The sequence below is a fragment of the Streptomyces marokkonensis genome (assembly GCF_008312835.1).
Classification (GTDB): domain Bacteria; phylum Actinomycetota; class Actinomycetes; order Streptomycetales; family Streptomycetaceae; genus Streptomyces; species Streptomyces marokkonensis_A.
Map to the genome: position 1 here is coordinate 1 of NZ_VSKS01000025.1, position 25,460 is coordinate 25,460.

Consider the following 25,460-nt stretch of genomic DNA (forward strand, 5'->3'; position numbering starts at 1 on the left):
CGCTTGTTCGCCTCGGTGATCTGCCGGTCGAGGTCGCCGAGGTTGCGGTCGACCTCGGCCCGGGCGGAGGCGGGGACCGCGGGGAGTTCGGGGGCCACGGCGGGGCAGGAGACCGTGCCCGGCCCCGCGAGTGTCCGGGCGTCCGCCTCGCCGCCGTCCCCGGACGACTCACCGGCGAGAGCCGTGCCGGCGATCACCGCGCCGGTCAGCGCCAGCGCGGCGGCACCGCCGACGAAGCCGACGCGGCGCTTGTTGTACTTCGGAAGAGCCCTGGACATGCGGATGCCTCACTCGGGTCGGGAGTGTCTGGTGGATCGACGCGGCGCCTGCGTCCGGTGAGGGATACGGGAAAGCGATTTCATCCGTTCAGACGCCGACCGGATCCGGCCGCCGCACGGCCGAAACCGGGGCCGTCGCGGGGGTGAATTGACGAATCATGCGGACTCCTGCATACTCATGCATATCAGCGAATGCACTGTGAGGAGAAACCCGTGACCGAGCGCGTCGTACTCGCCTACTCAGGCGGTCTGGACACCTCCGTCGCCATCGGCTGGATCGCCGAGGAGACGGGCGCCGAGGTCATCGCCGTTGCGGTCGACGTCGGCCAGGGCGGCGAGGACCTGGACGTCATCCGCAAGCGCGCTCTCGCCTGCGGCGCCGTCGAGGCCGAGGTCGCGGACGCCAAGGACGAGTTCGCCGACGAGTACTGCCTCCCGGCGATCAAGGCCAACGCCCTCTACATGGACCGCTACCCGCTGGTCTCCGCGCTGTCCAGGCCGACGATCGTCAAGCACCTGGTCGCCGCCGCGCAGAAGCACGGCGCCACCACCGTCGCCCACGGCTGCACCGGCAAGGGCAACGACCAGGTCCGCTTCGAGGCCGGCATCGTCGCCCTCGCCCCCGACCTCAAGTGCATCGCCCCGGTCCGCGACTACGCCATGACCCGTGACAAGGCCATCGCCTTCTGCGAGGCCAAGGGCCTGCCGATCGCGACGACGAAGAAGTCCCCGTACTCCATCGACCAGAACGTCTTCGGCCGGGCCGTCGAGACCGGCTTCCTCGAGGACATCTGGAACGCGCCGATCGAGGACGTCTACGAGTACACGCAGAACCCGGCCGTGGCGCGCGAGCCCGACGAGGTCGTCATCACCTTCAAGCAGGGTGTGCCGGTGGCCGTCGACGGCAGGCCCGTCACCGTCCTCCAGGCGATCCAGCAGCTCAACGAGCGCGCGGGCGCCCAGGGCGTCGGCCGGATCGACATGGTCGAGGACCGCCTCGTCGGCATCAAGTCCCGCGAGGTGTACGAGGCGCCCGGCGCCATCGCCCTGATCACGGCCCACCAGGAGCTGGAGAACGTCACCGTCGAGCGCGAACTCGCCCGCTACAAGCGGCAGGTCGAGCAGCGCTGGGGCGAGCTGGTCTACGACGGCCAGTGGTTCTCCCCGCTCAAGCGCGCCCTGGACGGCTTCATCACCGAGGCCAACCAGCACGTCGACGGCGACATCCGGATGACCCTGCACGGCGGCCGCGCCGTCGTCACCGGCCGGCGCTCGGAGTCGTCGCTGTACGACTTCAACCTGGCCACCTACGACACGGGCGACACGTTCGACCAGGCCGCGGCCAAGGGCTTCATCGACATCTACAGCCTGTCGTCGAAGATCGCCGCGAAGCGGGACCTGGCGTAGGCCGCACCGCCCGACGACCCCTCACACGCACTGGCCCGACAGCCGCCTCCTCACTCACGGGTGGGGAGGCGGCGGCACATCCGGAACCTCCGAGGAGTACCAAGTGAGCAGCAACAGCGGTGACGTACGGCTCTGGGGCGGCCGTTTCGCCGACGGTCCCGCCGAGGCCCTGGCGAAGCTGTCCGCGTCCGTCCACTTCGACTGGCGGCTGGCGCCCTACGACATCGCCGGCTCGCGAGCCCACGCGCGCGTGCTGCACCGGGCGGGGCTGCTCACCGAGGACGAGCTGACCCGGATGATCGCCGGCCTCGACCGGCTCGAGGCGGACGTCGCCGACGGCTCCTTCACCGGCACCATCGCCGACGAGGACGTGCACACCGCCCTGGAGCGCGGTCTGCTGGAGCGGCTCGGCCCCGACCTCGGCGGCAAACTGCGCGCCGGCCGGTCCCGCAACGACCAGGTGGCCACCCTCTTCCGCATGTACCTGCGGGACCACGCCCGGATCGTCGGCGGGCTGATCGCCGACCTCCAGGACGCCCTGATCGGCCTCGCCGAGGCCCATCCGGACGTGGCCATGCCCGGCCGCACCCACCTCCAGCACGCCCAGCCGGTGCTCTTCGCCCACCACGTCCTCGCCCACGTCCAGGCGCTCTCCCGGGACGCCGAGCGGCTGCGCCAGTGGGACGAGCGGACGGCCGTGTCCCCGTACGGCTCGGGCGCGCTGGCCGGTTCCTCCCTCGGTCTGGACCCCGAGGCCGTCGCCGAGGACCTCGGCTTCGAGCACGGCAGCGCCGCCAACTCCATCGACGGCACCGCCTCCCGTGACTTCGTCGCCGAGTTCGCCTTCATCACCGCGATGATCGGCGTGAACGTCTCGCGGATCGCCGAGGAGATCATCATCTGGAACACGAAGGAGTTCTCCTTCGTGACTCTCCACGACGCCTTCTCCACCGGCTCGTCGATCATGCCGCAGAAGAAGAACCCGGACATCGCCGAGCTGGCGCGCGGCAAGTCGGGCCGCCTCATCGGCAACCTGACCGGCCTGATGGCCACCCTCAAGGCCCTCCCGCTCGCCTACAACCGCGACCTCCAGGAGGACAAGGAGCCGGTCTTCGACTCCATCGACCAGCTGGAGGTCCTGCTCCCGGCCTTCACCGGCATGACGGCCACCCTCACCGTGCACCGCGAGCGCATGGAGGAACTGGCCCCGGCCGGGTTCTCCCTCGCCACCGACATCGCCGAGTGGCTGGTCAAGCAGGGCGTCCCCTTCCGCGTCGCCCACGAGGTGGCCGGCGAGTGCGTCAAGGTCGCCGAGTCCGAGGGCAAGGAACTGGACGACCTGACCGACGAGCAGTTCGCCGAGATCTCCGCCCACCTCACCCCCGAGGTGCGGTCGGTCCTCAACGTCCCCGGAGCCCTCGCCTCCCGCGACGGCCGGGGCGGCACGGCCCCGAGCGCGGTCGCCGTCCAGCTCACGGAAGCCAAGGCGAACCTGACGGCCCAGCACGCCTGGGCGAACGCGAAGAAGCAGTAGGGCAACGTCCCCGGGGGCGCGGGGCCGTATCGATGTGCGGCTCCGCCGCGTGGGCGCGAGCAACCACGGCGCACCCGCACTCGCCATGGCGCGGCAGGACCCGAGCTCGAAGGCGCCCCGGTTCCCCCAGCGGCGCGACACCGCGGGTTACGTTGGTCGGAACGCCGCACCGGAACCGACCGACGGAGCCCGCGATGCCCTTCGCCCGACTGGCGACAGCGACGACCCCCACCTGCCACATCGGCCTCGGCCTCGCCGCGATCGGCCGCCCCGGCTACATCAACCTCGGCCGCGACCACGACCTCGGAGAGGACCGCAGCGTCGAGACGCTGCGCGGCCGCACCCACGAACTCCTCGACGCCGCCTACGCCCAGGGCGTGCGCTACTTCGACGCCGCCCGCTCCTACGGCCGCTCCGAGGAGTTCCTGGCCGACTGGCTGAGCGGCCACCCCGAGGCCGACGACGTGGTCATCGGCAGCAAATGGGGCTACACCTACACCGCCGACTGGTCCACCGACGCCGAGCGGCACGAGGTCAAGGACCACTCGCTCGCCGCGTACGAGCGTCAGCGCGCCGAGTCCCAGACGCTGCTCGGCGACCGGCTCGACCTCTACCAGATCCACTCGGTGACCCCGGAGAGCCCGGCCCTCACCGACAAGGAGCTGCACGCCCGGCTCGCGGAGGCGGCGCACAGGGGACTCACCGTCGGCTTCTCCACCAGCGGCCCGGCCCAGGCGGACGCCATCCGCGCCGCGCTCGACGTCACGGTCGACGGCGAACCCCTCTTCCGTACCGTGCAGTCCACCTACAACGCCCTGGAGACCTCCGCCGGGCCCGCGCTCGCCGAGGCGCACGAGGCGGGGCTCACGGTGATCGTCAAGGAGGGCATGGCCAACGGCCGGCTGGCCGCGCCGAACGCCCCCGAGGAGCTGCGCGCCGTCGCCGAGGCGACCGGTGCGGGCCCCGACGCCGTCGCCCTCGCCGTGGTCCTGCGGCAGCCGTGGGCCGGTGTCGTCCTCTCCGGGGCCGCGACCGCCACCCAGCTCGCCTCCAATCTGCACGCCGCCGTCGTCGACCTCACCGACGACCAGCTGTCCCGCCTCGCCGCCCTGGTCGAGGAGCCGTCGGCCTACTGGGAGCGGCGCGGGGAGCTGCCCTGGCACTGAGCAGCCGCGGCCCCGGGACATCCGGCATTGTGAGACGCGTGCGCCTTGAATGAGACATCAATGTCTCACATGGGCTAATGTTGCCTCATGGCTGTCGACCGTGACCACGTGCTGCGCAGTGCCGCCGCCCTGCTGACCCGCAAATCCACCGCGACCATGGACGAGGTCGCCAAGGCCGCCGGGATCAGCCGCGCCACCCTGCACCGGCAGTTCGCCGGACGGGACGCGCTGGTCCGGGCGCTGGAGGCGCTCGGGATCGCGGAGTGCGAGGCCGCCCTGGAGGCGGCCCGGCCCGGCGAGGGGCCCGCCACCGACGCCGTGCGCCGCCTGGTCGCCGAGGTCGAACCGCACGCCGGCCTGCTCGCCTTCCTCTACAGCGAGAACCAGCTGTTCGAGGGCGAGGAGCAGAACGAGGGCTGGACCAGGATCGACGAGGCCGTCGCCGGCCTCTTCCGGCGCGGCCAGGCGAGCGGCGAGTTCCGTATCGACCTCACCCCGGCCTGGCTCACCGAGGCCCTCTACGGGCTGCTCGCCTCCGCCGCCTGGGCGGTCGCCGAGGGCCGCGTCGCCCCCAAGGACTTCACCCACATGATCGTCGAGCTGCTGCTCGGCGGCGTACGACGCCAGGGCGACCCGGCGCGGAGGAAGGACTCATGACCAGCGCGCTGCGCCCGGAGACCACGACCGAGGAGGTGAGGCGCCCGGGCCGGTGGCTGGCGCTCTCCGTCCTGGTGCTCGCCGTGCTGCTGGTGGCCGTCGACGCGACCGTCCTCGGTCTGGCCACCCCCTACATCAGCGAGGACCTCGCACCCACCGGCAGCCAGCTGCTGTGGATCGGTGACGTCTACTCCTTCGTCATCGCCGGTCTGCTCGTCTCCATGGGCAGCCTCGGCGACCGCGTCGGCCGCAAGCGGATCCTCCTCTGCGGCGCCACCGCGTTCGGCGCGATATCCGTGCTCAACGCCTACGCGCACACACCCGAGGTGATGATCCTCGCGCGCGCCTTGCTCGGTGTCGCCGGCGCCACCCTCATGCCCGCCACCCTCGCCCTGATCCGCAACCTCTTCCACGACCCGCGCGAACGCAGCCTCGCCATCGGCATCTGGGGCGCGACCGCCTCGGCGGGCACCGCCCTCGGGCCGATCCTGGGCGGCTTCCTCCTCGAGCACTTCTGGTGGGGCTCGGTCTTCCTGATCAACCTGCCCGTGATGGCCGTCCTGGTGGTCGTCGGCGTCAAGCTGCTCCCCGAGTCCCGCACCCCGAACCCGGGACCGTGGGACCTGACCAGTGTGGTCCTCTCGCTGGCCGGCATGATCGGCGTCGTCTACGCGGTGAAGGAGGCCGCGAGTCACGGCCTCGGCCGGTCCGTCGTGGCCTCGGGACTGCTGGGCGCGGCCGCCCTGTACGGCTTCGTCCGCCGTCAGTTCAGCCTCCCGGCCCCGCTGCTGGACATGCGGCTGTTCCGCCATCGCGGCTTCAGCGGCGCCGTCCTGGCGGATCTGCTGACCATCCTCGGTCTGTCCGGACTGGTGTTCTTCCTGTCGCAGTACCTGCAACTCGTCCAGGGGCGACGCCCGTTCGAGGCCGGACTGGCCGAACTGCCCGCCGCGGTCGGCGCGGTGGCGGCCGGGCTGCTCGCGGGCCGGGCCGCCCGGCGGTTCTCGGTGCGCTCGGTCGTCGCCGGAGGACTCGCGGCGATCGGCCTGGCGCTGGCCGCGCTGACGGTGATCGGGCAGTCCACCGGCTACCCCCTGCTCGGGGCGGCACTGCTGGTGGTCGGCCTGGGCGCCGGCCTCTCCTTCACGGTGACCGCGGACGTGATCCTCTCCAGCGTGCCCAAGGAACATGCGGGCGCCGCCTCCGCCGTCTCCGAGACGGCGTACGAACTCGGCGCGGCCCTCGGCATCGCCGTGCTCGGCTCCATCGTGACCGGTGTCTACCGCGGCTTCACCGGCCCCGCGGGCACACCGGCCGCCGCGCACGAGTCGCTGGGCGGCGCGGTGGAAGCGGCGTCGTCCCTCCCCGCCCACACCGCCGGACCCATGCTGGACGCGGCCCGGCAGGCCTTCGTCGACGGCCTCACCCTGGCAGCGGGCGCGGGAGCGACTGTCCTCCTGGCAGCGGCAGCGGCGTCATGGTTCATGCTGCGCGACCAACGCCTGGACAGCGCCCAGGCCGACTGACGGGACCACCCGAGGGGCGCGGGGAACTGCGCGACCAGCCACCACGCACCCGCGCCCGGAAGGCGGCCCGGTAGCCGGCCCGCCCCCCTCGCGAAGCCGGCGCTACGCCGCCTTCGCCTTGCTCGCGTACATGTCGACGTACTCCTGGCCGGACAGCCGCATCACCTCGGCCATCACCGAGTCGGTCACCGCGCGCAGGACATAGCGGTCGCGGTCCATGCCCTCGTAGCGGGAGAACTCCATCGCCTCGCCGAAGCGGACCGTGACCCGGCCCGGCCGGGGCAGACCCGCGCCGCCCGGCTGGAGCTTGTCCGTGCCGATCATGGCGAACGGGACCACGGGAGCGCCGGTCATCAGGGTGAGCCGGGCGATGCCGGTGCGCCCCCGGTACAGCCGGCCGTCGGGGGAGCGGGTGCCCTCCGGGTAGATGCCGAACATCCGGCCCTCCTCCAGCACCCGTCGCCCGGTCATCAGGGCCGCCACCCCGCCACGGCCGCCGTCGCGGTCGACCGGGATCATGCCGACGCCGGTGAAGAACCACGCCATCAGCCGGCCCTTGAGACCCTTGCCGGTGACGTACTCGTCCTTGCCGATGAAGACGACCTGACGGTCGCAGACGAGCGGCAGGATCATCGAGTCGATGAACGTCAGGTGGTTGCCGGCGAGGATCACGGGACCGTCGCCCGGGATGTTCTCCGCACCCTCCACCCGTGGGCGGAACATCAGGCGCATGATCGGACCGAGCACTGCCTTGATGAGCGCGAAGCGGGACAACGGGCCCTCCGGTGGGAAACGGACTTCGACGAATGCTGTTTGAGTCTGTGCAGGTGAGGACATTACTCGCGGCCCGGGGGGTTGCGCACATCGGGCGCGTGGGAGTTCACCCGGGTCTTACTCACTCTTGACTCGGGTTCACCTGCGGTGCCCTGCCCGTGGGCGGCGCGCAACACGGCCGTCACACTGTGACGCACGTCGCCCGGGCCGGCGCAGCGCACGGGTGCCCCGGACCGGCCGGCCCAACCGGACGAGCCGTCACATCCCCGCAGGAATACGACGGAGCTACGTCATCCGCATGAGGGACGTACGACACGCAACATCACCCGTGTGTTCGGCCCGGGGTCTCCCGCCGGTCATCCACGCCCACCTACGATCGGCCCGCACCGGACGAGCCGACACCAGGAGGACCCACTCATGGCAACGCGGGAGTCGAACGAACAGGCGGGCGGAACCGGACGGCGCGCCCTCCTCGGCGCGGCCGTACTCGGCGCCTCCGGAACGGTCCTGGGGCTGGGCGGCACGGCGAGAGCCGACGGCACCCGGCACGGCGGCGGCAGAGGGCTGAAGGGCCTGCCCGTCCCGACGATCATCGGCCACCGCGGAGCCAGCGGCTACCGGCCCGAGCACACCCTCGGCTCGTACCAGCTCGCCCTCGACATGGGTGCGGACGTCGTCGAGGCCGGCGACCTGGTGCCCACCAAGGACGGTCACCTCGTCTGCCGTCACGAACCGGAGATCGGCGGCACCACGGACGTCGCCGACCACCCCGAGTTCGCCGGCCGCCGGACCACCAAGACGCTGGACGGCGCCTCCGTCACCGGCTGGTTCACCGAGGACTTCACCCTCGCCGAACTGAAGCGGCTGCGCGCCGTCGAGCGCATCCCCGCCAACCGCCCGCACAACACCCTCTACAACGGCCGCTGGGAGATCCCCACGTTCGAAGAGGTGCTGCGCTGGCAGGACGAGCAGACCCGCAAACGCGGCAAGCAGGTCTGGATCTATCCCGAGACCAAGCACCCCACCTACTTCCGGAACCTCGGCCTCGGTCTGGAGGAGCGGGTCGCGGCGATCCTGCGCAAGCACGGCAAGCACCGCAGGAACTCGCCGGTCATCCTCCAGTCGTTCGAGCCGACCGGCATCCAGCGGCTCCGCGGGCTCGTGGACAACCCGCTCGTGGTCCTCCTGTCCGGCGCGAACAGCCGTCCCTGGGACTTCGTCGAGTCGGGCGACCCGCGCACCGTGGCCGACCTCGTCACGCCCGAGGGGCTGAAGGAGATCGCCTCCTACGCGCAGGGCATCGGCCCCACCCTCGACCTGGTCATCCCGCGTGACGCGGGCGGCAGGCTCACCCGGCCGACCACGCTGGTGCGTGACGCCCACCGGGCCGGCCTGATCCTGCACCCCTACACCCTGCGCAACGAGAACCCCTTCCTGCCCGCCGACTTCCGCGAGGGCACCGGCCCCGACGCCTACGGGGACGTCTTCGGCGCCTACCGGACGTACTTCGCCACCGGCATCGACGGTGTGTTCACCGACCACCCGGACACCGGGCTGCTGGCCCGCGAGGACTTCGTCAACGACTGAGGCGCCGCACCCCCGGTGGGGGTGAACCGCGGGCCGCTCCGGGCAACCCCGCCCGGGGCGGCCGAGTCGTTGCGCGTATGACACACGAGCCGGTCCCGGCGTACGAACTGGTCGTCTCCCTCGGTCCGCTGCTGCGTGCGGAGGCCGCGGCCGAGGCGCCCGGCTGCGGAGCCGAGCCGGGCGATCTCGAACAGGCGGTCTGGCTCCGCCTGCTGGAGCGCCTCGGCACCGACGGCCCGCCGCCCGACCCGCCGGGCTGGCTCCGCCGGGCCGTCCGCACCGAGGCCCGCCGCACCCGCCGTACCGCCCGCCGGGAAACGGCGCTGACCGGCGAGCCCGCCGACACCGGCCGCCACGGTCCCGAGGAGCTGGCCCTGGCCGCCGCCCGCCGGCGCGCCCTGCGGGACGCCGTACGGCGGCTGCCCGGCCGCTGCCCCCGGCTGATGGAGGCGCTGCTGTCCCCGCGAGATCCGACATACCGTGAAATCGCAGGGGAGTTGGGTATCTCACAGGGCAGTCTCGGCCCGGAACGTTCCAGATGCCTGGGATGTCTGCGTCGTTTGCTCACACGGGAGGTTGCGGCGCGCTGAGGACGGGGATAGGAGTGGGGGACGACAGGTGATCAGGTGAGCGGGAGGCATGCGCACATGGGCATGAGTGTGACCATCTCTGCGGCGGCCGAGCAGGACGCGGAGCAGATCTTCAGGTTGCAGTACCTGTGCTTCCAGAGCGAAGCGGCGCTCTACGGCAACTACCGCATCGATCCCCTCGTCCAGAGCCTCGACTCGGTGCGCGAGGAGGTCGCCGGCGACTGCGTCTTCGTCGCCCGTCTCGGCGACGAGATCGTCGGCTCGGTCCACGGCAGGATCACCGAGGACGGCGCCGCCGCGATCGGCAAGCTCTGCGTCCACCCCCGCCTCCAGGGACACGGCATCGGCGCGCGTCTGCTGAGGGCGGCGGAATCCGCCCTCGCCGGCGAGCGCGGCGCCAGGACGTTCCGCCTGCACGCCGGGCACCGCAGCGAGAGCAACCTGCGGCTGTACAGCAGGGTCGGCTACCAGCGGGTGGGCACGTCCCAGGGTGCGGACGGCGTACCGATGATCGTCCTGGAGAAGGACGCGGAGACGTACGCGACGACCGCCTGATCAGTCCCCGGGCCGCCGCGGTCGCGCGGTGCGCAGCCAGTACACGGCGGTCAGGGGCAGCAGCACGGGAATGAAGAGGTACCCCATCCCGTACTCCGACCACACGGTCGCGTCGGGGAAGGCGGACGGGTCGAGCAACGTCCAGGTGCCCACGGTCAGTACGCCCACGAGCTCGGCGGCGCAGCACACCAGCGCCGCCCTGCGGGCCGTCTCCCCGCCCCGTACCAGCGTGTAGGTGATGAAGCCGTAGACCACCCCGGCCAGCGCGGACAGGGTGTAGGCGAGCGGCGCCCGGTCGAACTCGGTGGCGATCTGGTACACCGAGCGCGACACCGCGCCGACGACCATCACCCCGTACAGCCACACCAGCAGCAGTCCGGGCCCGCCGATCAGCCGCGTGCGGTTCGGCTTCTGCTGTGTCGCGGCCATCTCAGCCTCCCCAGATGTCGAAGAGCCGCACCTCGAGCACGGCCAGCACGACACCGCTCGCGGCGACCGTCAGCGATCCCCAGCGGGAGCGCTCGCCCAGCGACAGGAAACCCGCCGCGGGGACGCACGCGAACGAGCCGAGCAGATACGCCACGAAGATCGTCGTGCCCTGTTCCGGCTTCTCGCCCCCGGCCAGCAGCACGATCCCGACGACGAGCTGGACCAGCGCCAGCAGCGTGACCACGGCCATCCCGATGAAGTGCCAGTCCTTCGTCGGCTGGTCACGGTAGGCGGCCCACCCGCACCAGGCGGCGAGCGACAACGCGGCGACACCGGTCACCACCGTCAGGGCATCAAGCATGGCAGCGACCTTATTACGCCGGAAAAGTCCCGCCGCGCCCGCCCCCGGGGCCGGCCGGTTCGGGCGGACCGGGCCGCTCGCGCGGACTGCCGACGAGACAGCGCCGACCCGCTGCCCGCCCGGGTCGTCCCGGAGGCCGTCGCGCGGATCGAGAACCTGAGGGTGGAGGACGTGCCGGGCGGCGGGGTGCACCTGCTGCCGGGCACCCGGGACCGCGTCGTCCTCGAGAACGCTCCGGCCGGGCTCCAGGCCGGGCGGGCCGCCGGCATGAGGCCGTGGCCTTGACCACAACCCACCAGGCGCACGAGCCGACCGCCGACCTGGTGTCGACGACCTCTCGGCCTTGTCCGTACTGGTCACGGACGAGGGAGTGGAGATCTCCGTACGCCGCTGACGTGCGGGCGGGACTGTCCACGGCTGTCCAGTATCCGGACAGCCGGAACGGGTAAGGACCAAACGTCTGCTTTACTGATCGCATGACCACGACGAGCGACCGCATCCCTGCGACCGAGGCGACCATGACGCCCGGTGCTCGTTGCATGTGTCAGTGCCGAATGTGCGCCTTCTAGAGGGCCCCCGCACCATCTGAGCCTCGCGCCCCGAAGCGAGAGCCGGCTCGCGTCCTCCCGCATGCCCCGCATGCGTGACCGGGCCACGCCCCCGCGCGCACGTTTCTCCACGGTCTGCCTCGCCCTGCCCCGCGAGAGTCGTGCCACCCGGCTGCCTCCGACCCTGCATGCCTCGTGCCCGGCGCACACGACGCGCCGCGCACTCGACAGTGACGGATATCCACGTGATCACCACCTCGGGCCTCACCAAGGTCTACCGCTCCCGCGGCCGCGAGGTCACCGCCCTGGACGGCGTCGACCTGCACGTCCGCGAAGGCGAGGTCTACGGCGTCATCGGCCAGTCCGGCGCCGGCAAGTCCTCTCTCATCCGCTGCGTCAACCTGCTGGAACGCCCCACCTCCGGCACCGTGACCGTGGCCGGCCAGGACCTCACCGCGCTCGCCGGCCGCGGCCCGCGCGCCGGCCGGGAACTGCGGCGGGCGCGCAGCCGCATCGGCATGGTCTTCCAGCACTTCAACCTGCTGTCCTCGCGCACCGTGCAGGACAACGTCGAACTGCCCCTCGAGATCCTCGGCAAGTCGGGGAAGGAACGTTCCCGCAGGGCGCTGGAACTGCTCGACCTGGTGGGCCTCGCCGACAAGGCCAAGGCCTACCCCGCCCAGCTCTCCGGCGGTCAGAAGCAGCGCGTCGGCATCGCCCGCGCGCTCGCCGGCGACCCCGAGGTCCTGCTCTCCGACGAGGCCACCAGCGCACTGGACCCCGAGACCACCCGCTCGATCCTGCAGCTCCTGCGCGACCTGAACCGCCGGCTCGGCCTCACCGTCCTGCTCATCACCCACGAGATGGACGTCGTGAAGCAGATCTGCGACTCGGCCGCCCTCATGGACCGGGGCCGCATCGTCGAGTCCGGCACGGTCGGCGACCTCCTGGCCACCCCCGGCTCGGAACTGGCCTCCGCGCTGTTCCCCGTCGGCGGCGAGGCCTCCGGCGACGACCGCACCGTTCTCGACGTCACCTTCCACGGCGACAGCGCGACCCAGCCGGTCATCTCCCAGCTGTCGCGCACCTACAACATCGACATCTCGATCCTCGGCGCCGCCATCGACACCGTCGGCGGCCTCCAGGTCGGCCGGATGCGCATCGAACTGCCCGGCCGCTACGAGGACAACGTCGTACCCGTCGGCTTCCTGCGCGAACAGGGCCTGCAGATCGACGTCGTGAACCGGGAAGAGCCCGCGCTGGTCAAGGAGGGGGCCAAGTGACCTGGTCCGAGATGCAGCCGCTGCTCGAACAGGCGTGTATCGAGACGCTGATCATGGTCGGCTGGTCCACCCTGATCGCCGTCGCCGGCGGTCTTCCGCTCGGCATCCTGCTCGTCCTCACCGACAGGAGCGGCCTGCTGCAGAACACCGTGGTGAACAAGGTCATCGGGCAGATCGTGAACGTCGGCCGCTCGATGCCGTTCATCATCCTCATGGTCGCCCTGACGAGCTTCACCCGCTGGGTCACCGGCACGTCCATCGGCAGCGAGGCCGCGATCGTGCCGCTCGCCATCAGCGGCATCCCGTTCTTCGCGCGCCTCGTGGAGACGTCGGTCCGCGAAGTGGACCACGGGCTCGTCGAGGCCGTGCAGGCCATGGGCGGCAACACCTGGACGATCGTCCGCAAGGTGCTCGTCCCCGAGTCACTGCCCTCGCTGATCGCCGGCACCACCACCACGGTCATCGCCCTCATCGGGTACTCGGCCATGGCCGGTGCCGTGGGCGGCGGCGGTCTCGGCGACTTCGCCGTCCGCTACGGCTACCAGCGCTTCGACAGCGAACTGATGTGGATCACCGTCGCGATCCTCGCCGTGGTCATCTCGGTCATCCAGTTCGCCGGCGACTTCGCGGCCCGCGCCCTGCACCGCCGCGGCGCCCGCTCCGGCCCCGGCCCGAAGCTCCGGCTCCTCAAGGCCTCGGAGCCCGCCGCGGCCGACGTCGGCAAGGTCGCGTAACCCCCCACCCCAAGCTCCCCGCACCACGGGGCCGCACCACCGCACCACCCAAGGAAAGGCACTTTTCGTGCGTAACACCGCCAGGATCACCACCGCTGTCCTCGCCGCCGGGGCCCTCACCCTCGGGCTCTCCGCCTGCGGCTCCGAGAAGGACGCCGCCTCCGACACCTCCGGCCCGCTGATCGTCGCCGCGAGCCCCGTGCCGCACGCCGAGATCCTCACCTTCGTCAAGGACAACCTCGCGGAGAAGGCCGGCCTCGACCTCGAGGTCAAGGAGTTCACCGACTACGTCACCCCGAACACGGCGACCGAGGACGGTTCCGTGGGCGCCAACTTCTTCCAGACCCAGCCGTACCTCGACGACTTCAACAAGAAGAACGGCACCCACATCGTGTCCGTCGTCGACGTGCACCTGGAGCCGCTCGGCCTCTACTCCGACAAGGTGGGCAAGGCCGAGCAGCTGAAGGAGGGGGCCACCGTCGCGATCCCCAACGACACGGTCAACGAGGGCCGCGCCCTGCAGCTGCTCGCCGCCAACGGGCTGATCACCCTCAAGGACGGCGTCGGCACCGCCGCGACCCCCGCCGACATCACCAAGAACCCCAAGGACCTCGCGTTCAAGGAGCTCGAGGCGGCCCAGACGCCCCGCTCCCTCGAGGACGTCGACGCGGCGGTCGTCAACGGCAACTACGCCATCGAGGCCGACCTCAAGCCCGCGGAGGACGCCCTCTTCCTGGAGGCCGCCAAGGGCAACCCGAACAGCAACCTCCTCGCGGTCAAGGAGGGCCAGGAGGACGACCCGCGCGTGAAGAAGCTCGCCGAGCTCCTCACCTCCCCCGAGGTGAAGAAGTTCATCGAGGACAAGTACGCCGGTTCCGTCCTCGCCTCCTTCTGATCCGGCCGTCCGCCGGCCCCGGGGTCCACTCCTTTTCCGGGAGTGGACCCCGTGGTGCGGTCGAGTGCTTTCATGCTGCATGCTGGGCAGTTCAGCAGCACCCGACGGTCTCTCAGGTAACGGAGCGGCGCATGACGAGCACCTTCCCCGACATCTCCATCAGCACGGAGCGGTTGGTGCTGCGTCCCCTCGAGACGGACGACGTCCCCGCCCTCACCGCGATGATGAGCGACGAGCAGGTGACCGCCTGGACCTCCGTCCCCCAGCCCTTCACCGAGCAGACCGCCCGCACCTGGATCACCGAGGACGCCCCCGGCCGGCGCGCCGCCGGCCACGGACTCGACCTCGCCGTCACCGAGTTCCTCACCCAGCGCCTGGTCGGCGTCATCCGGCTCACCAGGACCAACTGGAAGGTGCGGTCCACCGAGCTGTCGTACATCGTGGCCCCCTGGGCACGCGGCGAGGGCTACGCCTCGGAGGCCGCCCTCGCCACCGCACAGTGGCTCTTCGGCGACCAGAAACTCGAACGCGTCGAGCTGCGCACCGCCGCCGACAACACCGCCGCGCAGCAGGTCGCCCAGAAGATCGGCTGCATCAGCGAGGGCGTACTGCGCAACGCCTGCATAGCCCGCGTCCGCACCGAGGACGGCGGCTGGAGCGAGGTGCGGACCGACTACATCGTGTGGAGCCTGCTGCCCGAGGACATCGAGGGCGCGGACGGACAACTGGCCGACAGCAACGGGTTCACCGGCTACACCGACTGGAACTGACCTCCGGGGAACCCGCTGCCGACGCCACCGGCGCAGCGGTTCACGGCCGCACCGGGTAGTCTCAGCAGACCCGCCCCAGGGCGGAACAGCCGACGACGACCTGCGCAAACCCCAGGAGACTGACGACGATGGCCGACCGGGTCACGGTGATCGGCTGGGACGGCTCGCCGCTGACCGACGCGGCACGCGCCGCGCTGGGCGCCGCCACACTGGTGGCCGGAGCCGCCCACCACCTGGCGCTCCCCGAGGTGCCCGCCGGCGCCGAACGCGTCCGGCTCGGGTCCGTCGCCCTCGCCGCCCGCCGCATCGCCGCCCACCGCGGCACGGCCGTCGTCCTGGCCGACGGCGACCCCGGCTTCTTCGGTGTCGTCCGCACCCTGCGCGCGCCGGAGTTCGGCCTGGAGGTCGAGGTCGTGCCCGCCGTCTCCTCCGTCGCCTCCGCCTTCGCCCGCGCCGGAATGCCCTGGGACGACGCCCACGTGGTGGTCGCCCACCCGCGAACCCTGCGCCGCGCGGTGAATGTATGCCGGGCCCACACCAAAGTGGCGGTTCTGACCTCACCCGGCGCCGGTCCCGCCGAACTGGGCCTGCTGATGGAGGGCATCCACCGCACCTTCGTCATCTGCGAGGAACTCGGCACCCCGGGCGAGCAGGTCAGCGTGGTGACCTCCGACAACGCCGCCGACCACACCTGGCGCGACCCCAACGTCGTCATCGTCATCGGCGGCCCCGTGGTCGCCGCCGAGTCCGGCGGCTGGATCGCCGGACGCGACCCCTCGGGCGGCCCGCGCGGCTGGTCACTGCCCGCCGGGGAGTACGGCGGCGGACTCGCCGAAGGGGAACGGGAACCGCTGCGCACCTCGCAACTCGCCCGGCTGGGGCCGCGTCTCGGCGACCTCGTCTGGGACATCGGCTGCGGCAGCGGAGCCTTCGCCACCGACGCCGCCCGCGCCGGCGCCGCCGTCATCGCCGTCGACAGCGACCCGAGCGCCTGCGCCCGCACCGACGCCGCCGCCCGCCGGCAAGGGGTCCAGCTCCAGATCGTCCACGGCACCGCTCCGCACGTACTGGAGAACCTCCCCGAGCCGGACGTCGTCCGCGTCGGCGGCGGGGGAGCGGCCGTCGTCTCCGCGGTCGCCGACCGTCGTCCGCAGCGCATCGTCGCGCACGCCGCCACCCGTGACGCGGCCGAACTCATCGGCCGGAACCTGGCGGAACACGGCTACGAGGTCGAGTGCGCCCTGCTGCAGTCCGTCGAACTCGACACCAGGGCCTGGACGGAGAAGGAACGGAGCGTCGCGTTCCTGCTCAGCGGTGTGCTGCCCGCGCGCGGCAACTGATCCGATTACCGTCCCCGTGATCGGGTTGTCGTACCGCGCGGGGTAGGCTGGCCGATCGTTGTACCGCACTGGACGCCCGACGCTTCGTCGGTCAATGTCCGGAAAACGCGCCCGTTTTGGGGTGGGTCGTGGTACGGCAGGAACCGGAGGACGCGCAACGTGGCGCAGTCCACAGCGGAACCGTCGCCGATCAAGCTGACGCGACGGCCGTGCGGCCGCGACAATGCCAGTGAATGGCTTTGTCGCCTTTTTCGGGCAGGCCGTTCGTGCCGCTGGGGACGCACGCTCGTTCTCCAGTGTGGGGCGGTCGGTGCGCCGTTCCGGGTGAGCTGGTCGTAGGAGCACTAACCGATGGGCGAGGGGTACGCATGACCGACACCGGCCAGGTCCCGGGCGAGGGACTGCCGGAGAACGCAGGCATGGTGGAGCAGCCGGGCGTCCCCGCGCCCGACGCGTACACCTACCTCTCCGACAGTCCCGCCGAGGACGAAGACCTGTTGCTGCCCGGCGCCCAGGGTGCCTGGGGCAACGAGATCGCTCCGCCCGTACCCGAGCCGGTCGTCGAGACCGTGCACGAACCGGGGCCGCACGAGATGGCCGGCCGCGACAGCGGCTCGGTCGACCTCGGCGGCGTCCGGCTCCCCGATCCCGCCCAGCCCCGGACGGCACCGGCCGCGCCGCGCCGCCCGCTGCACCTCGGCCCGCCCATTCCCGACGTCTCCGCGAGCCCGGTCCGCTCCCTCGCCGACCGCGGCCCCGCCGACCTGCCGGCCCGCCAGGCGGGCCCGCCGACCCTCGGCCCCGAATACCTCGACGTCCCGCGCGCGCGGGAGGCGGCGGCACCGCAGGCCGCGGCGCCCTGGGGCGCGCAGGCCACGGTGAGCGCGGGGGCGCCGGCTGCCGAAACGGTTGTCCCGCCGACGGAGCCGCTGGACGCGGCCCAGGCGGTCGTCACCCGCGTCGCCACGGCGGCGGTCGCGGCGCAGGACACGGAGGGCGCGGGCGTCGCGGGCGCCGAGCCCGTCGCGCGGTACGCGCAGGCCGAGGCGGCGTCGGCCGCGGTGCCGGAGCACGTCCTCGCGGGGGAGCGGTCCGAGCCCGTCCAGGCCGCCCCGGAGCCGGTCTCCGTGAGCGTGCCGTCCGCGGAGGCCTCCACGGACGGCCCGGTTCCCGCGTCCGCGGGGGGTTCCGAGGGGCCGCAGGCCGCCGAGGCACCGGGCACGGGGGCCGCGGCCCCGGAGTACGTGCCGGAGCCGGAGGCCGCCCCTGCCGAGGCGCCGGGTGCGGTACCCGACGCGTCGGAGCACCTCCAGGCGGCCGAGGCGCAGGGAACCGGCCAGGTCACGGAACCCGTGGCCGACGCGACGGCTCCCGCCGAGGCACCCCGGGCCGCCGAGGTCCCGGGTGACGCTGTCCCGACGCCGGGTGCGGAGGCCAGGGTTCCGGGTGATGTTCTCGTGACGCCGGGCGTGGAGGCCGGGGTTCCGGGTGATGTTCTCGTGACGCCGGGCGTTGAGGCCGGGGTTCCGGGTGATGTTCTCCCGACGCCGGCTGCCGAGGCCGGGGAGCCGGAGACCGCTCAGGTGTCCGAGGAGACCGCCGCCGCTCAGGCACCGGGTGCGGAGACCGCCGCCGTGGCGGAGCACGCCGCCCAGGAGCCGGAGGCTCACCAGGCCGTCGCGGAGCCCGGGACCGCCCCGGTGACGGAGGAGCCCCCTGCCGATCGGGCACCGGGCGCCGAGAACACCGTGCCGGACGACACCCAGGTGCCGCAGCACCCGCAGGCCCCTGAGGCGCCGCAGGCCGTCGAGGCACCGGGCGCCCCGGATGCGGCGCCGGAGCACCCCCGGGCCGACGACATGCCGCAGGCACCGGTCGCCGTGGACGCGCCGGCACCGGACACCACCGTGCCCCAGCCCGCCCACGTGCCCCCCGCCGGAGCGTCCGCGCTCCCCGAGGCTCCCGTCACCGGACCGGACGCGGCACCGCCCGTCGCCGCCGGGCCCGCACCCGCGGCCGATCCCGCCCCCGAGCCGGCGGCCGGGCCCGACGCGGCTCCGGCCACGCCGGAGCCCGTCGGAACCGCGCAAGCCCCCGGAACCGCGGCTGACGACGCCGTCGCCGGTCCCTCCACCGAGGCGCCCGCGTCCCACGCCCCCACCGCGCACGGCCAGGACGCTCCCCACGTCCCCGACGGGGCCACGGCCGCCGGCACCACACCGCCCCCGGCACCCGCGGGCGACGCGACCCCCGTCCAGGGCCCCCAGCAGACCCCCGCCACCCCCGTCCCCGGCACCGTGCCCCTCGCACCCGGGCCGGACCAGCCCCTCGGCCGGTTCGTCCCCGTGGACGGAACCGTGCCCACCGCCCCGCAGCTCGCGCCGACCCCGCCGCAGGGCGTGGCCGTTCCCGCGGACGGGCCCCACGAGGCCGGTGCCGACGCCGTACCGGCGACGCCCGACCCCGAACTCGCCCAGGACCCGGACGACCTGGACACCCGGGGCGCCGGCGTGGAGCCGGAGGAGGCCCGGTCCGCCGGCCCGGCCGCCCCCGGCTACGACGACGCAGAGCGCGAGGCCGTTCTGAAGGTCATGCGCGAGCGCCGGGACATCCGCAACGGCTTCCGCAGCGACCCCATCCCGCACGAGGTGCTGCTGCGTGTCCTGGAGGCCGCCCACACCGCGCCCTCCGTCGGCCACTCCCAGCCCTGGGACTTCGTCGTCATCCGCTCCGCCGAGACCCGGCGCGCGATGCACGAACTGGCCATGCGCCAGCGTGACGCCTACGCCAAGTCCCTCCCCAAGGGCCGGGCGAAGCAGTTCAAGGAAATGAAGATCGAGGCCATCCTCGACACCCCGGTCAACATCGTCGTCACCGCCGACCCCACCCGCGGCGGGCGGCACACCCTCGGCCGGCACACCCAGCCGCAGATGGCGCCGTACTCCTCCGCGCTCGCCGTGGAGAACCTGTGGCTCGCCGCCCGCGCCGAGGGCCTCGGCGTCGGCTGGGTCAGCTTCTTCGACGAGCGCGAGATGGTGCGGGCGCTGGAACTGCCCGAGCACCTCGAGGTCGTCGCCTACCTGTGCGTCGGCTACGTCGACGAGTTCCCGGCCGAGCCCGAGCTGATGCAGGCCGGCTGGTCCAAGCGCCGCCCCCTGTCCTGGGTCGTGCACGAGGAGACGTACGGCCGTCGCGCCCTGCCCGGAGAGGACCCCCACGACCTGCTCGCCGAGACCGTCGCACAGATCCGCCCGCTGGACGCCAAGGCGCTCGGCGAGGCGTGGGAGCGCCAGAAGCGCATGACCAAGCCCGCCGGCGCGCTCGGCATGCTGGAGATCATCTCCGCCCAGCTGTCCGGCCTGTCCCGCCAGTGCCCGCCGCCCGTGCCGGAACCCGCCGCCGTCGCGATCTTCGCCGGCGACCACGGCGTGCACGCCCAGGGCGTCACCCCCTGGCCGCAGGAGGTCACCGCCCAGATGGTGGCCAACTTCCTCGGCGGGGGAGCGGTCTGCAACGCCTTCGCCGCACAGGTGGGCGCCGAGGTCTGCGTCGTCGACGTGGGCGTCTCCTCCGACCTGCCGGCGACGCCCGGTCTGCTGCCGCGCAAGATCCGCGCCGGGACGTCCGACATGACCACCGGCCCCGCGATGACCCGCGAGGAGGCCAAGCAGGCCATCGAGGTCGGCATCGAGACCGCCCGGGACCTGGTGGCGGCCGGCAACAAGGCGCTCCTCACCGGCGAGATGGGCATCGCGAACACCACCGCGTCCGCCGCCCTCATCTCCGTCTTCACCGGCGCCGACCCGGCCGAGGTCACCGGCCGCGGCACCGGCATCAACGACGAGACCCTCGCCCGCAAGACCGAGGTGGTGCGCCGCGCCCTCGAACTCCACCAGCCGGACCCGGCCGACCCCCTCGGCGTCCTCGCCGCCATCGGCGGCTTCGAGCACGCGGCCATGGTCGGCCTGCTCCTCGGCGGGGCGTCGCTGCGTACGCCGGTGATCCTGGACGGCGTCAGCGCCGGCGCGGCCGCCCTGGTGGCGCGGGCCATCGCCCCCGAGGTCCTGGCCGCCTGCATCGCGGGCCACCGCAGCGCCGAGCCCGGCCATGTGGCCGCGCTCAACAAGCTGGGCCTGCGCCCCCTGGTCGACCTCGACCTCCGCCTCGGCGAGGGCACGGGCGCGCTGCTGGCGCTCCCGCTGGTCCAGAGCACGGCCCGGGCCATGCACGAGGTGGCGACCTTCGACTCGGCCGGGGTGACCGAGAAGTAGGGCGAGAGCTTCCCGGGACCGCGGCACCGGCCGCCGTTCCAGCCGGCCGGTGGGTGTGGGCAGTCGTTCCGCAGGGCGGAACGGGTGGGCACAACCACCGGCAAGCCGGCACCCGGCGCACTCTGCCCACCCACCGGACACCAGACCCGCCAGCGTCCTGGCCCCCTTAAAATTCGCACGTCAGGGCCACCGCACGCCGCAAGAGGAGCCATACGCTCATGGCCGAACACCCCGCCTACCCCGTAGGCCTCCGCCTCACCGGCCGCCGCGTGGTCGTCCTCGGTGGCGGCCAGGTCGCCCAGCGCCGCCTTCCCGCCCTCATCGCCGCCGGCGCCGACATCCACCTCGTGTCCCCCGAGGCCACCCCCTCCGTGGAGGCCATGGCGGACGCCGGCGAGATCACCTGGCACCGGCGCACCTACGCCGAGGGAGACCTCGCGGCCGCCTGGTACGCCCTCATCGCCACCAGCGACAGCGAGGCGAACACCCGTGCCTCCGCCGAGGCGGAGGCGAACCGCGTGTGGTGCGTCCGCTCGGACGACGCCGACGCGGCCACGGCGTGGACCCCGGCCACGGGCTCCAGCGAGGGCGTCACGGTGGCCGTCCTCACCACGGAGGCGCGCGACCGCGACCCCCGCCGCACCGCCGCCATCCGCGACGCCGTCGTCGAAGGCCTGCGCGACGGCACCCTGGTCGCCCCGCACCACCGCAGCCGCACCCCGGGTGTCGCCCTCGTCGGGGGCGGCCCCGGAGATCCGGACCTGATCACCGTGCGCGGACGCCGTCTGCTCGCGGAGGCGGACGTCGTCATCGCCGACCGGCTCGGCCCCCGCGACCTGCTCGCCGAACTCCCGCCGCACGTCGAGGTGATAGACGCGGCGAAGATCCCCTACGGTCGTTTCATGGCCCAGGAGGCCATCAACAACGCGCTCATCGAGCACGCCCGCAAGGGCAAGTCGGTGGTCCGGCTCAAGGGCGGCGACCCGTACGTCTTCGGCCGCGGCATGGAGGAGCTCCACGCGCTCGCCGAGGCGGGCATCCCCTGCACCGTCGTCCCCGGCATCTCCAGCTCCATCTCGGTCCCGGGCGCGGCCGGCATCCCCGTCACCCACCGCGGCGTCGCGCACGAGTTCACCGTGGTCAGCGGCCATGTCGCTCCCGACGACGAACGCTCCCTGGTCGACTGGCCGTCCCTGGCTCGGCTGACCGGCACCCTCGTCGTCCTCATGGGCGTCGACAAGATCGGCCGCATCGCCGACACCCTGGTGGCGCACGGCAAGTCACCGGACACCCCCGTCGCCCTGGTCCAGGAGGGCACCACGGCCGCCCAGCGCCGCGTCGACGCCACCCTCGCCACGGTCGCCGAGACCGTCGTGGCGCGGGAGGTCAGGCCGCCGGCCGTCATCGTCATCGGCGAGGTCGTCGGCGTGGGCCGGAACGGGGCGGCCTGACATGGCCGGCATCATCACCGTCGAGGACGCCGGCGACCCACGTCTGCACGACTACACGGGCCTGACCGACGTCGAACTGCGCCGCCGGCGCGAGCCCGCCGAGGGCCTGTTCATCGCCGAGGGCGAGAAGGTCATCCGGCGAGCCGGGGAAGCCGGCTACGCCATGCGGTCCATGCTGCTCTCGGCGAAGTGGGTCGACGTCATGCGCGACGTCATCGACCGGTCCGACGCCCCGGTGTACGTGGTGGATCCCGCGCTCGCCGAACAGGTCACCGGCTACCACGTGCACCGCGGCGCGCTCGCCTCCATGCAGCGCGCCCCACTGCCCACGGCGGCCGACGTGCTCCGCACCGCCCGCCGGGTCGTCGTCATGGAGTCGGTCAACGACCACACCAACATCGGTGCGATCTTCCGATCCGCGGCGGCCCTCGGCATGGATGCCGTGCTGCTCTCCCCGGACTGCGCCGACCCGCTCTACCGGCGAAGCGTCAAGGTCTCCATGGGCGCGGTCTTCTCCGTGCCGTACGCCCGTCTGGACACCTGGCCCAAGGGGCTGGCGTCGGTCCGCGAGGCCGGGTTCAGGCTGCTCGCCCTCACCCCCGGCGAACAGGCCCGCACCCTCGACGAGGTGGCACCGCACCGTATGGACCGGGTGGCTCTGATGCTGGGCGCGGAAGGAGCCGGTCTGTCCGACCGGGCCCTGGCCGCCGCCGACGAACGGGTCCGCATCCCGATGGCCCACGGCGTCGACTCCCTCAACGTGGGAGCCGCCGCGGCGGTCGCCTTCTACGCGGTGGCCACGGGGCGTCCCCCGGAGTAGCGGCCCGGATGCTGCCGACGCCGCCGGGTCCTCACCCGGGTCCTCACCCGGGTCCTCACCCGGATCCTCACCCGGATCCTCACCCGGGGCCCTGGCAGCCCTGGACCAGGGCGATACCCAGCGCGACGACCAGCGTCACGACGACGAAGACGAACAGTCGCTGCCTGAGCAGCCGCGGATTGGCCGGGCGGAGGCCGGTCCCGGTCGGCCGGGGGCCCGGACGACGGGAGCCGGTGCCGGACCGCGTGGTGTTCCGCGACGCCGGCGTGGGCCGCGAACCGCTGCGGGACGGTGTGCCCCCGCGCGAGGAGCTGTCACGGGCGGACCCGGCGCCCCGGGAGGACGGCACACCCCGGCTGGTGCGACCGGGGGACGAACCGGTGTTCCTGGGCCCGGGACCGCGTCCGCGCGGCGGCGGGGTGCCCTGCCCGCCCTGGCGGCGCTGCCCCCGCTCCGGATAGGTGTCCGCGAGGCGTCCGGTGGGCCGGTCCGACTCGGGGGTGCGCGGCGCGGGCGGCCGGACGTCGGCGAGGCCCTGTGCCTCGCGCGCGGCGATCTCCTTCAGCCGCAGCGACAGCTGGAGCGTGCTGGGCCGCTCCTCGGGGTCCTTCGCCAGGCAGGCGCGCACCAGCGGGGCCAGCGCGTCCGGGACGCCGTGCAGATGGGCCTCCTCGTGCACCACGCGGTACAGCATCACCTCGGAACTGCCGTGCCCGAAGGGGGAGTCGCCCATCGACGCGTACGCGAGCGTGGCGCCCAGCGAGAACACGTCGGTCGCCGGGGTGACGGCCGCGCCGCGGACCTGCTCCGGGGCGAGGAAGCCGGGGGAGCCGACCGCCGTGCCGACGTGGGTCAGCGTCGAGGCGCCGGTTGCCCAGGCGATGCCGAAGTCGATGATCCGCGGTCCCTTCGGGGACAGCAGGATGTTGGACGGCTTGAGGTCGCGGTGCACCACACCGGCCTCGTGCACGGCGACCAGTCCCTCGGAGAGCGCCGCTCCGACGGCGGCGACCTCGGCCGCGCCGAGCGGCCCCTCGCCGGCGACCTTGTCGTGCAGCGACGGGCCGGGCACGTACTGCGTGGCGAACCACGGCCGGTCCGCGTCGAGGTCGGCGGCCACCAGCCGGGCCGTGCAGCCGCCGCGGATGCGCCGGGCCGCGGAGACCTCGCGCGCGAACCGTGAGCGGAACTCCTGGTCCTCCGCCAGATCGGGGCGGATGACCTTCAGCGCGACCCGCTGCCCCTTCTTGTCGGAGCCGAGGTAGACCACGCCCATTCCGCCCGCGCCGAGCCGTCGGTGAAGCCTGAAAGAGCCGACGACGCGCGGGTCCTCGCGCCTCAGGCGCATCATCGCCATGTTCATCCCCGCTGCCCGGTCCTGTGACGTGCCACAGCTTACGTTTCCACGGCGGCCCGTGCGCAGAGGCCGCGCCCTCTCGAACCGATCGATTGTCAGCGGTGGGTGGGAGAATTGAAGAGTGGTCAGGGAGCGTGCGGGCAGGCCGGGTTCGCGCGGCGGGTGATCCCAACCACCCGGCACCGAAGGGGGATTGATCGCGTGAAGGGTGACCGTGTGGAGATCGTCGTGGATGCGGGGGACACGACGCGTACGTACGAGGTGGTGGCGAGCAGGGCGGGGCGCAGGGTGGAGACGGCGGTGCGCCGGGGGGTGGTCGAAGTGAGCGAAGTCACCCGAACCGGGGCCGTCGTGCGGACGGCGCGGTTCATGGCGAACCGGGTGCTCGCGCTGGTGGAACAGCCGGTGCCGCGGGAGGACGGGGCGGAGAAAGCGGGGCAGAGCGGGCGGCCCTTCGGGGATGTCCCCGAGGCGTAGGAGCCCGTCTCCACCCAGGGGAGTACGGCGCAGGTCACGGCTCATCCTCCGGGAGGCCCGGCAATCGGTACGAGGGCATGACGCCCGGGGAGCGCCGGGCCCCTAGATTTGAGGTCAAGCGGCGGGTGCGGTACTCGTCCCCCGAGGTCAGACGCCCGCCGCTGCCAACGACAACAGAACGGTCAGGAGAGGGGCCATGGCGTACACGGCACCGCGGACAGCGATCCGCACGCGGGAACACGGCGAGGGCCGTCGCCACCCGCTGGTGGCGACGCTGATGGCCCTCCCCCTGGCGGTCCTGCTCCTCCTCGTCTTCGACGGGTGGGAGACGGTGACCACACAGGCGTCGTCCGTGGGAGAGATGCTGGGGCGCTGAGCGGCGACCCCAGGCCCGGAAGAGCGGTCCGGGCGGGGACATCCACCCATGAAACCCCGTGGGGACGGGGGTGCGGCGGACGGCAAAATGCCGGCGCAGCTGGGGAGCTGCGCCGGCATTGCTCTGCCCGGTGGGGGTCTGGGTAGCGCCTTCTGCCGGTGGGTGGGCCGGGGCCGGGTCGGGGGTGTACGTCCTCGGACTGGCGCGACCAGGTTGCCCGGTGGAGGTGCGGGGCGCCGACTCGCACCAGCCGCTGCGGGCGCACACCCCCGCC

22 protein-coding genes and 2 pseudogenes are annotated in these 25,460 nt (G+C 72.9%); 19 read left to right on the forward strand and 5 right to left on the reverse strand.

Going from position 1 to position 25,460, the window contains the following annotated elements; all coding sequences use genetic code 11:
• Positions 1–278 (reverse strand): annotated as a pseudogene (locus tag F1615_RS30960) (hypothetical protein); the annotation flags it as partial.
• 213 nt (positions 279–491) lie between these two features.
• Here F1615_RS30960 and F1615_RS30965 point away from each other — a divergent pair.
• The 5 genes from F1615_RS30965 to F1615_RS30985 all read left to right on the forward strand — a co-directional run bounded on the left by F1615_RS30965 (position 492) and on the right by F1615_RS30985 (position 6,568).
• A complete protein-coding gene (locus F1615_RS30965) occupies positions 492–1,685 on the forward strand; it encodes an argininosuccinate synthase (RefSeq protein WP_208818454.1) in 1,194 nt (397 codons plus the stop codon).
• A 103-nt stretch (positions 1,686–1,788) separates the two neighbouring features.
• On the forward strand, positions 1,789–3,219 hold the full coding sequence (argH, locus tag F1615_RS30970) for an argininosuccinate lyase (RefSeq protein ID WP_149552367.1): 1,431 nt from the start codon (positions 1,789–1,791) through the stop codon (positions 3,217–3,219).
• Positions 3,220–3,413: 194 nt separating this feature from the next.
• Positions 3,414–4,385: an aldo/keto reductase gene (locus F1615_RS30975; RefSeq protein ID WP_149552368.1), complete on the forward strand. Its 972-nt coding sequence runs from the start codon at positions 3,414–3,416 to the stop codon at positions 4,383–4,385.
• A gap of 87 nt (positions 4,386–4,472) precedes the next feature.
• Positions 4,473–5,042: a TetR/AcrR family transcriptional regulator gene (locus F1615_RS30980; protein ID WP_149552369.1), complete on the forward strand. Its 570-nt coding sequence runs from the start codon at positions 4,473–4,475 to the stop codon at positions 5,040–5,042.
• Positions 5,039–6,568 carry an MFS transporter gene (locus F1615_RS30985; RefSeq protein ID WP_149552370.1) on the forward strand — a complete coding sequence of 510 codons (1,530 nt, stop codon included), beginning with the start codon at positions 5,039–5,041 and terminating at the stop codon, positions 6,566–6,568. Before F1615_RS30980 ends, F1615_RS30985 begins: the two co-directional genes overlap by 4 nt.
• A 102-nt stretch (positions 6,569–6,670) precedes the next feature.
• On the opposite strand, the gene F1615_RS30990 is transcribed toward F1615_RS30985, so the two are convergent.
• Positions 6,671–7,342 carry a lysophospholipid acyltransferase family protein gene (locus F1615_RS30990; RefSeq protein WP_149552371.1) on the reverse strand — a complete coding sequence of 224 codons (672 nt, stop codon included), beginning with the start codon at positions 7,340–7,342 and terminating at the stop codon, positions 6,671–6,673.
• A 417-nt stretch (positions 7,343–7,759) separates the two neighbouring features.
• Between F1615_RS30990 and F1615_RS30995 the strand changes: the two genes are divergently transcribed.
• The 3 genes from F1615_RS30995 (at position 7,760) to F1615_RS31005 (ending at position 10,074) form a co-directional block, all read left to right on the forward strand.
• A complete protein-coding gene (locus tag F1615_RS30995; protein WP_149552372.1) occupies positions 7,760–8,929 on the forward strand; it encodes a glycerophosphodiester phosphodiesterase in 1,170 nt (389 codons plus the stop codon).
• Positions 8,930–9,006: 77 nt separating this feature from the next.
• Entirely contained in the window at positions 9,007–9,519 is a 513-nt protein-coding gene (locus F1615_RS31000; RefSeq protein WP_149552373.1) for a sigma-70 family RNA polymerase sigma factor, read from the forward strand.
• Between the two features lie 57 nt (positions 9,520–9,576).
• Positions 9,577–10,074, forward strand: a complete 498-nt coding sequence (locus tag F1615_RS31005; protein WP_149552374.1) for a GNAT family N-acetyltransferase — start codon at positions 9,577–9,579, stop codon at positions 10,072–10,074.
• Here the strand turns inward: F1615_RS31005 and F1615_RS31010 are convergent, their stop codons facing one another.
• Positions 10,075–10,503, reverse strand: coding sequence for a hypothetical protein (locus F1615_RS31010; RefSeq protein WP_149552375.1), 429 nt, complete (start codon positions 10,501–10,503; stop codon positions 10,075–10,077).
• Between the two features lies 1 nt (position 10,504).
• Positions 10,505–10,864, reverse strand: coding sequence for a hypothetical protein (locus F1615_RS31015; protein ID WP_149552376.1), 360 nt, complete (start codon positions 10,862–10,864; stop codon positions 10,505–10,507).
• Here F1615_RS31015 and F1615_RS36610 point away from each other — a divergent pair.
• The 9 genes and pseudogenes from F1615_RS36610 (at position 10,856) to F1615_RS31060 (ending at position 22,976) form a co-directional block, all read left to right on the forward strand.
• Positions 10,856–11,258, forward strand: a pseudogene (locus F1615_RS36610) (hypothetical protein). The gene F1615_RS31015 and the pseudogene F1615_RS36610 sit on opposite strands and share 9 nt — an antisense overlap.
• A gap of 399 nt (positions 11,259–11,657) precedes the next feature.
• The gene (locus tag F1615_RS31025; RefSeq protein WP_167533916.1) at positions 11,658–12,695 is read left to right on the forward strand and encodes a methionine ABC transporter ATP-binding protein; all 1,038 of its coding nucleotides are present in this window, start codon (positions 11,658–11,660) and stop codon (positions 12,693–12,695) included.
• Entirely contained in the window at positions 12,692–13,429 is a 738-nt protein-coding gene (locus F1615_RS31030; RefSeq protein ID WP_167533917.1) for a methionine ABC transporter permease, read from the forward strand. Before F1615_RS31025 ends, F1615_RS31030 begins: the two co-directional genes overlap by 4 nt.
• Before the next feature lie 67 nt (positions 13,430–13,496).
• Positions 13,497–14,324, forward strand: a complete 828-nt coding sequence (locus F1615_RS31035; RefSeq protein WP_149552378.1) for a MetQ/NlpA family ABC transporter substrate-binding protein — start codon at positions 13,497–13,499, stop codon at positions 14,322–14,324.
• 131 nt (positions 14,325–14,455) lie between these two features.
• The gene (locus F1615_RS31040; RefSeq protein ID WP_149552379.1) at positions 14,456–15,094 is read left to right on the forward strand and encodes a GNAT family N-acetyltransferase; all 639 of its coding nucleotides are present in this window, start codon (positions 14,456–14,458) and stop codon (positions 15,092–15,094) included.
• 128 nt (positions 15,095–15,222) lie between these two features.
• Positions 15,223–16,434 (forward strand): precorrin-6y C5,15-methyltransferase (decarboxylating) subunit CbiE, encoded by a 1,212-nt coding sequence (cbiE, locus tag F1615_RS31045; protein ID WP_149552380.1) that lies wholly within the window; start codon positions 15,223–15,225, stop codon positions 16,432–16,434.
• A gap of 368 nt (positions 16,435–16,802) precedes the next feature.
• Positions 16,803–20,705, forward strand: a complete 3,903-nt coding sequence (gene cobT, locus F1615_RS31050) for a nicotinate-nucleotide--dimethylbenzimidazole phosphoribosyltransferase (protein WP_149552381.1) — start codon at positions 16,803–16,805, stop codon at positions 20,703–20,705.
• 218 nt (positions 20,706–20,923) lie between these two features.
• A complete protein-coding gene (gene cobA / locus F1615_RS31055) occupies positions 20,924–22,156 on the forward strand; it encodes a uroporphyrinogen-III C-methyltransferase (protein ID WP_149552382.1) in 1,233 nt (410 codons plus the stop codon).
• 1 nt (position 22,157) lies between these two features.
• On the forward strand, positions 22,158–22,976 hold the full coding sequence (locus F1615_RS31060; protein WP_149552383.1) for a TrmH family RNA methyltransferase: 819 nt from the start codon (positions 22,158–22,160) through the stop codon (positions 22,974–22,976).
• 79 nt (positions 22,977–23,055) lie between these two features.
• Here the strand turns inward: F1615_RS31060 and F1615_RS31065 are convergent, their stop codons facing one another.
• The gene (locus F1615_RS31065; protein ID WP_149552384.1) at positions 23,056–24,339 is read right to left on the reverse strand and encodes a serine/threonine-protein kinase; all 1,284 of its coding nucleotides are present in this window, start codon (positions 24,337–24,339) and stop codon (positions 23,056–23,058) included.
• A gap of 195 nt (positions 24,340–24,534) precedes the next feature.
• Here F1615_RS31065 and F1615_RS31070 point away from each other — a divergent pair, with 195 nt between their 5' ends.
• Together F1615_RS31070 and F1615_RS31075 are read left to right on the forward strand one after the other, a co-directional pair.
• A complete protein-coding gene (locus tag F1615_RS31070) occupies positions 24,535–24,810 on the forward strand; it encodes a hypothetical protein (protein WP_149552385.1) in 276 nt (91 codons plus the stop codon).
• A 196-nt stretch (positions 24,811–25,006) separates the two neighbouring features.
• Entirely contained in the window at positions 25,007–25,186 is a 180-nt protein-coding gene (locus tag F1615_RS31075) for a hypothetical protein (protein WP_149552386.1), read from the forward strand.
• Positions 25,187–25,460: the final 274 nt, after the last annotated feature.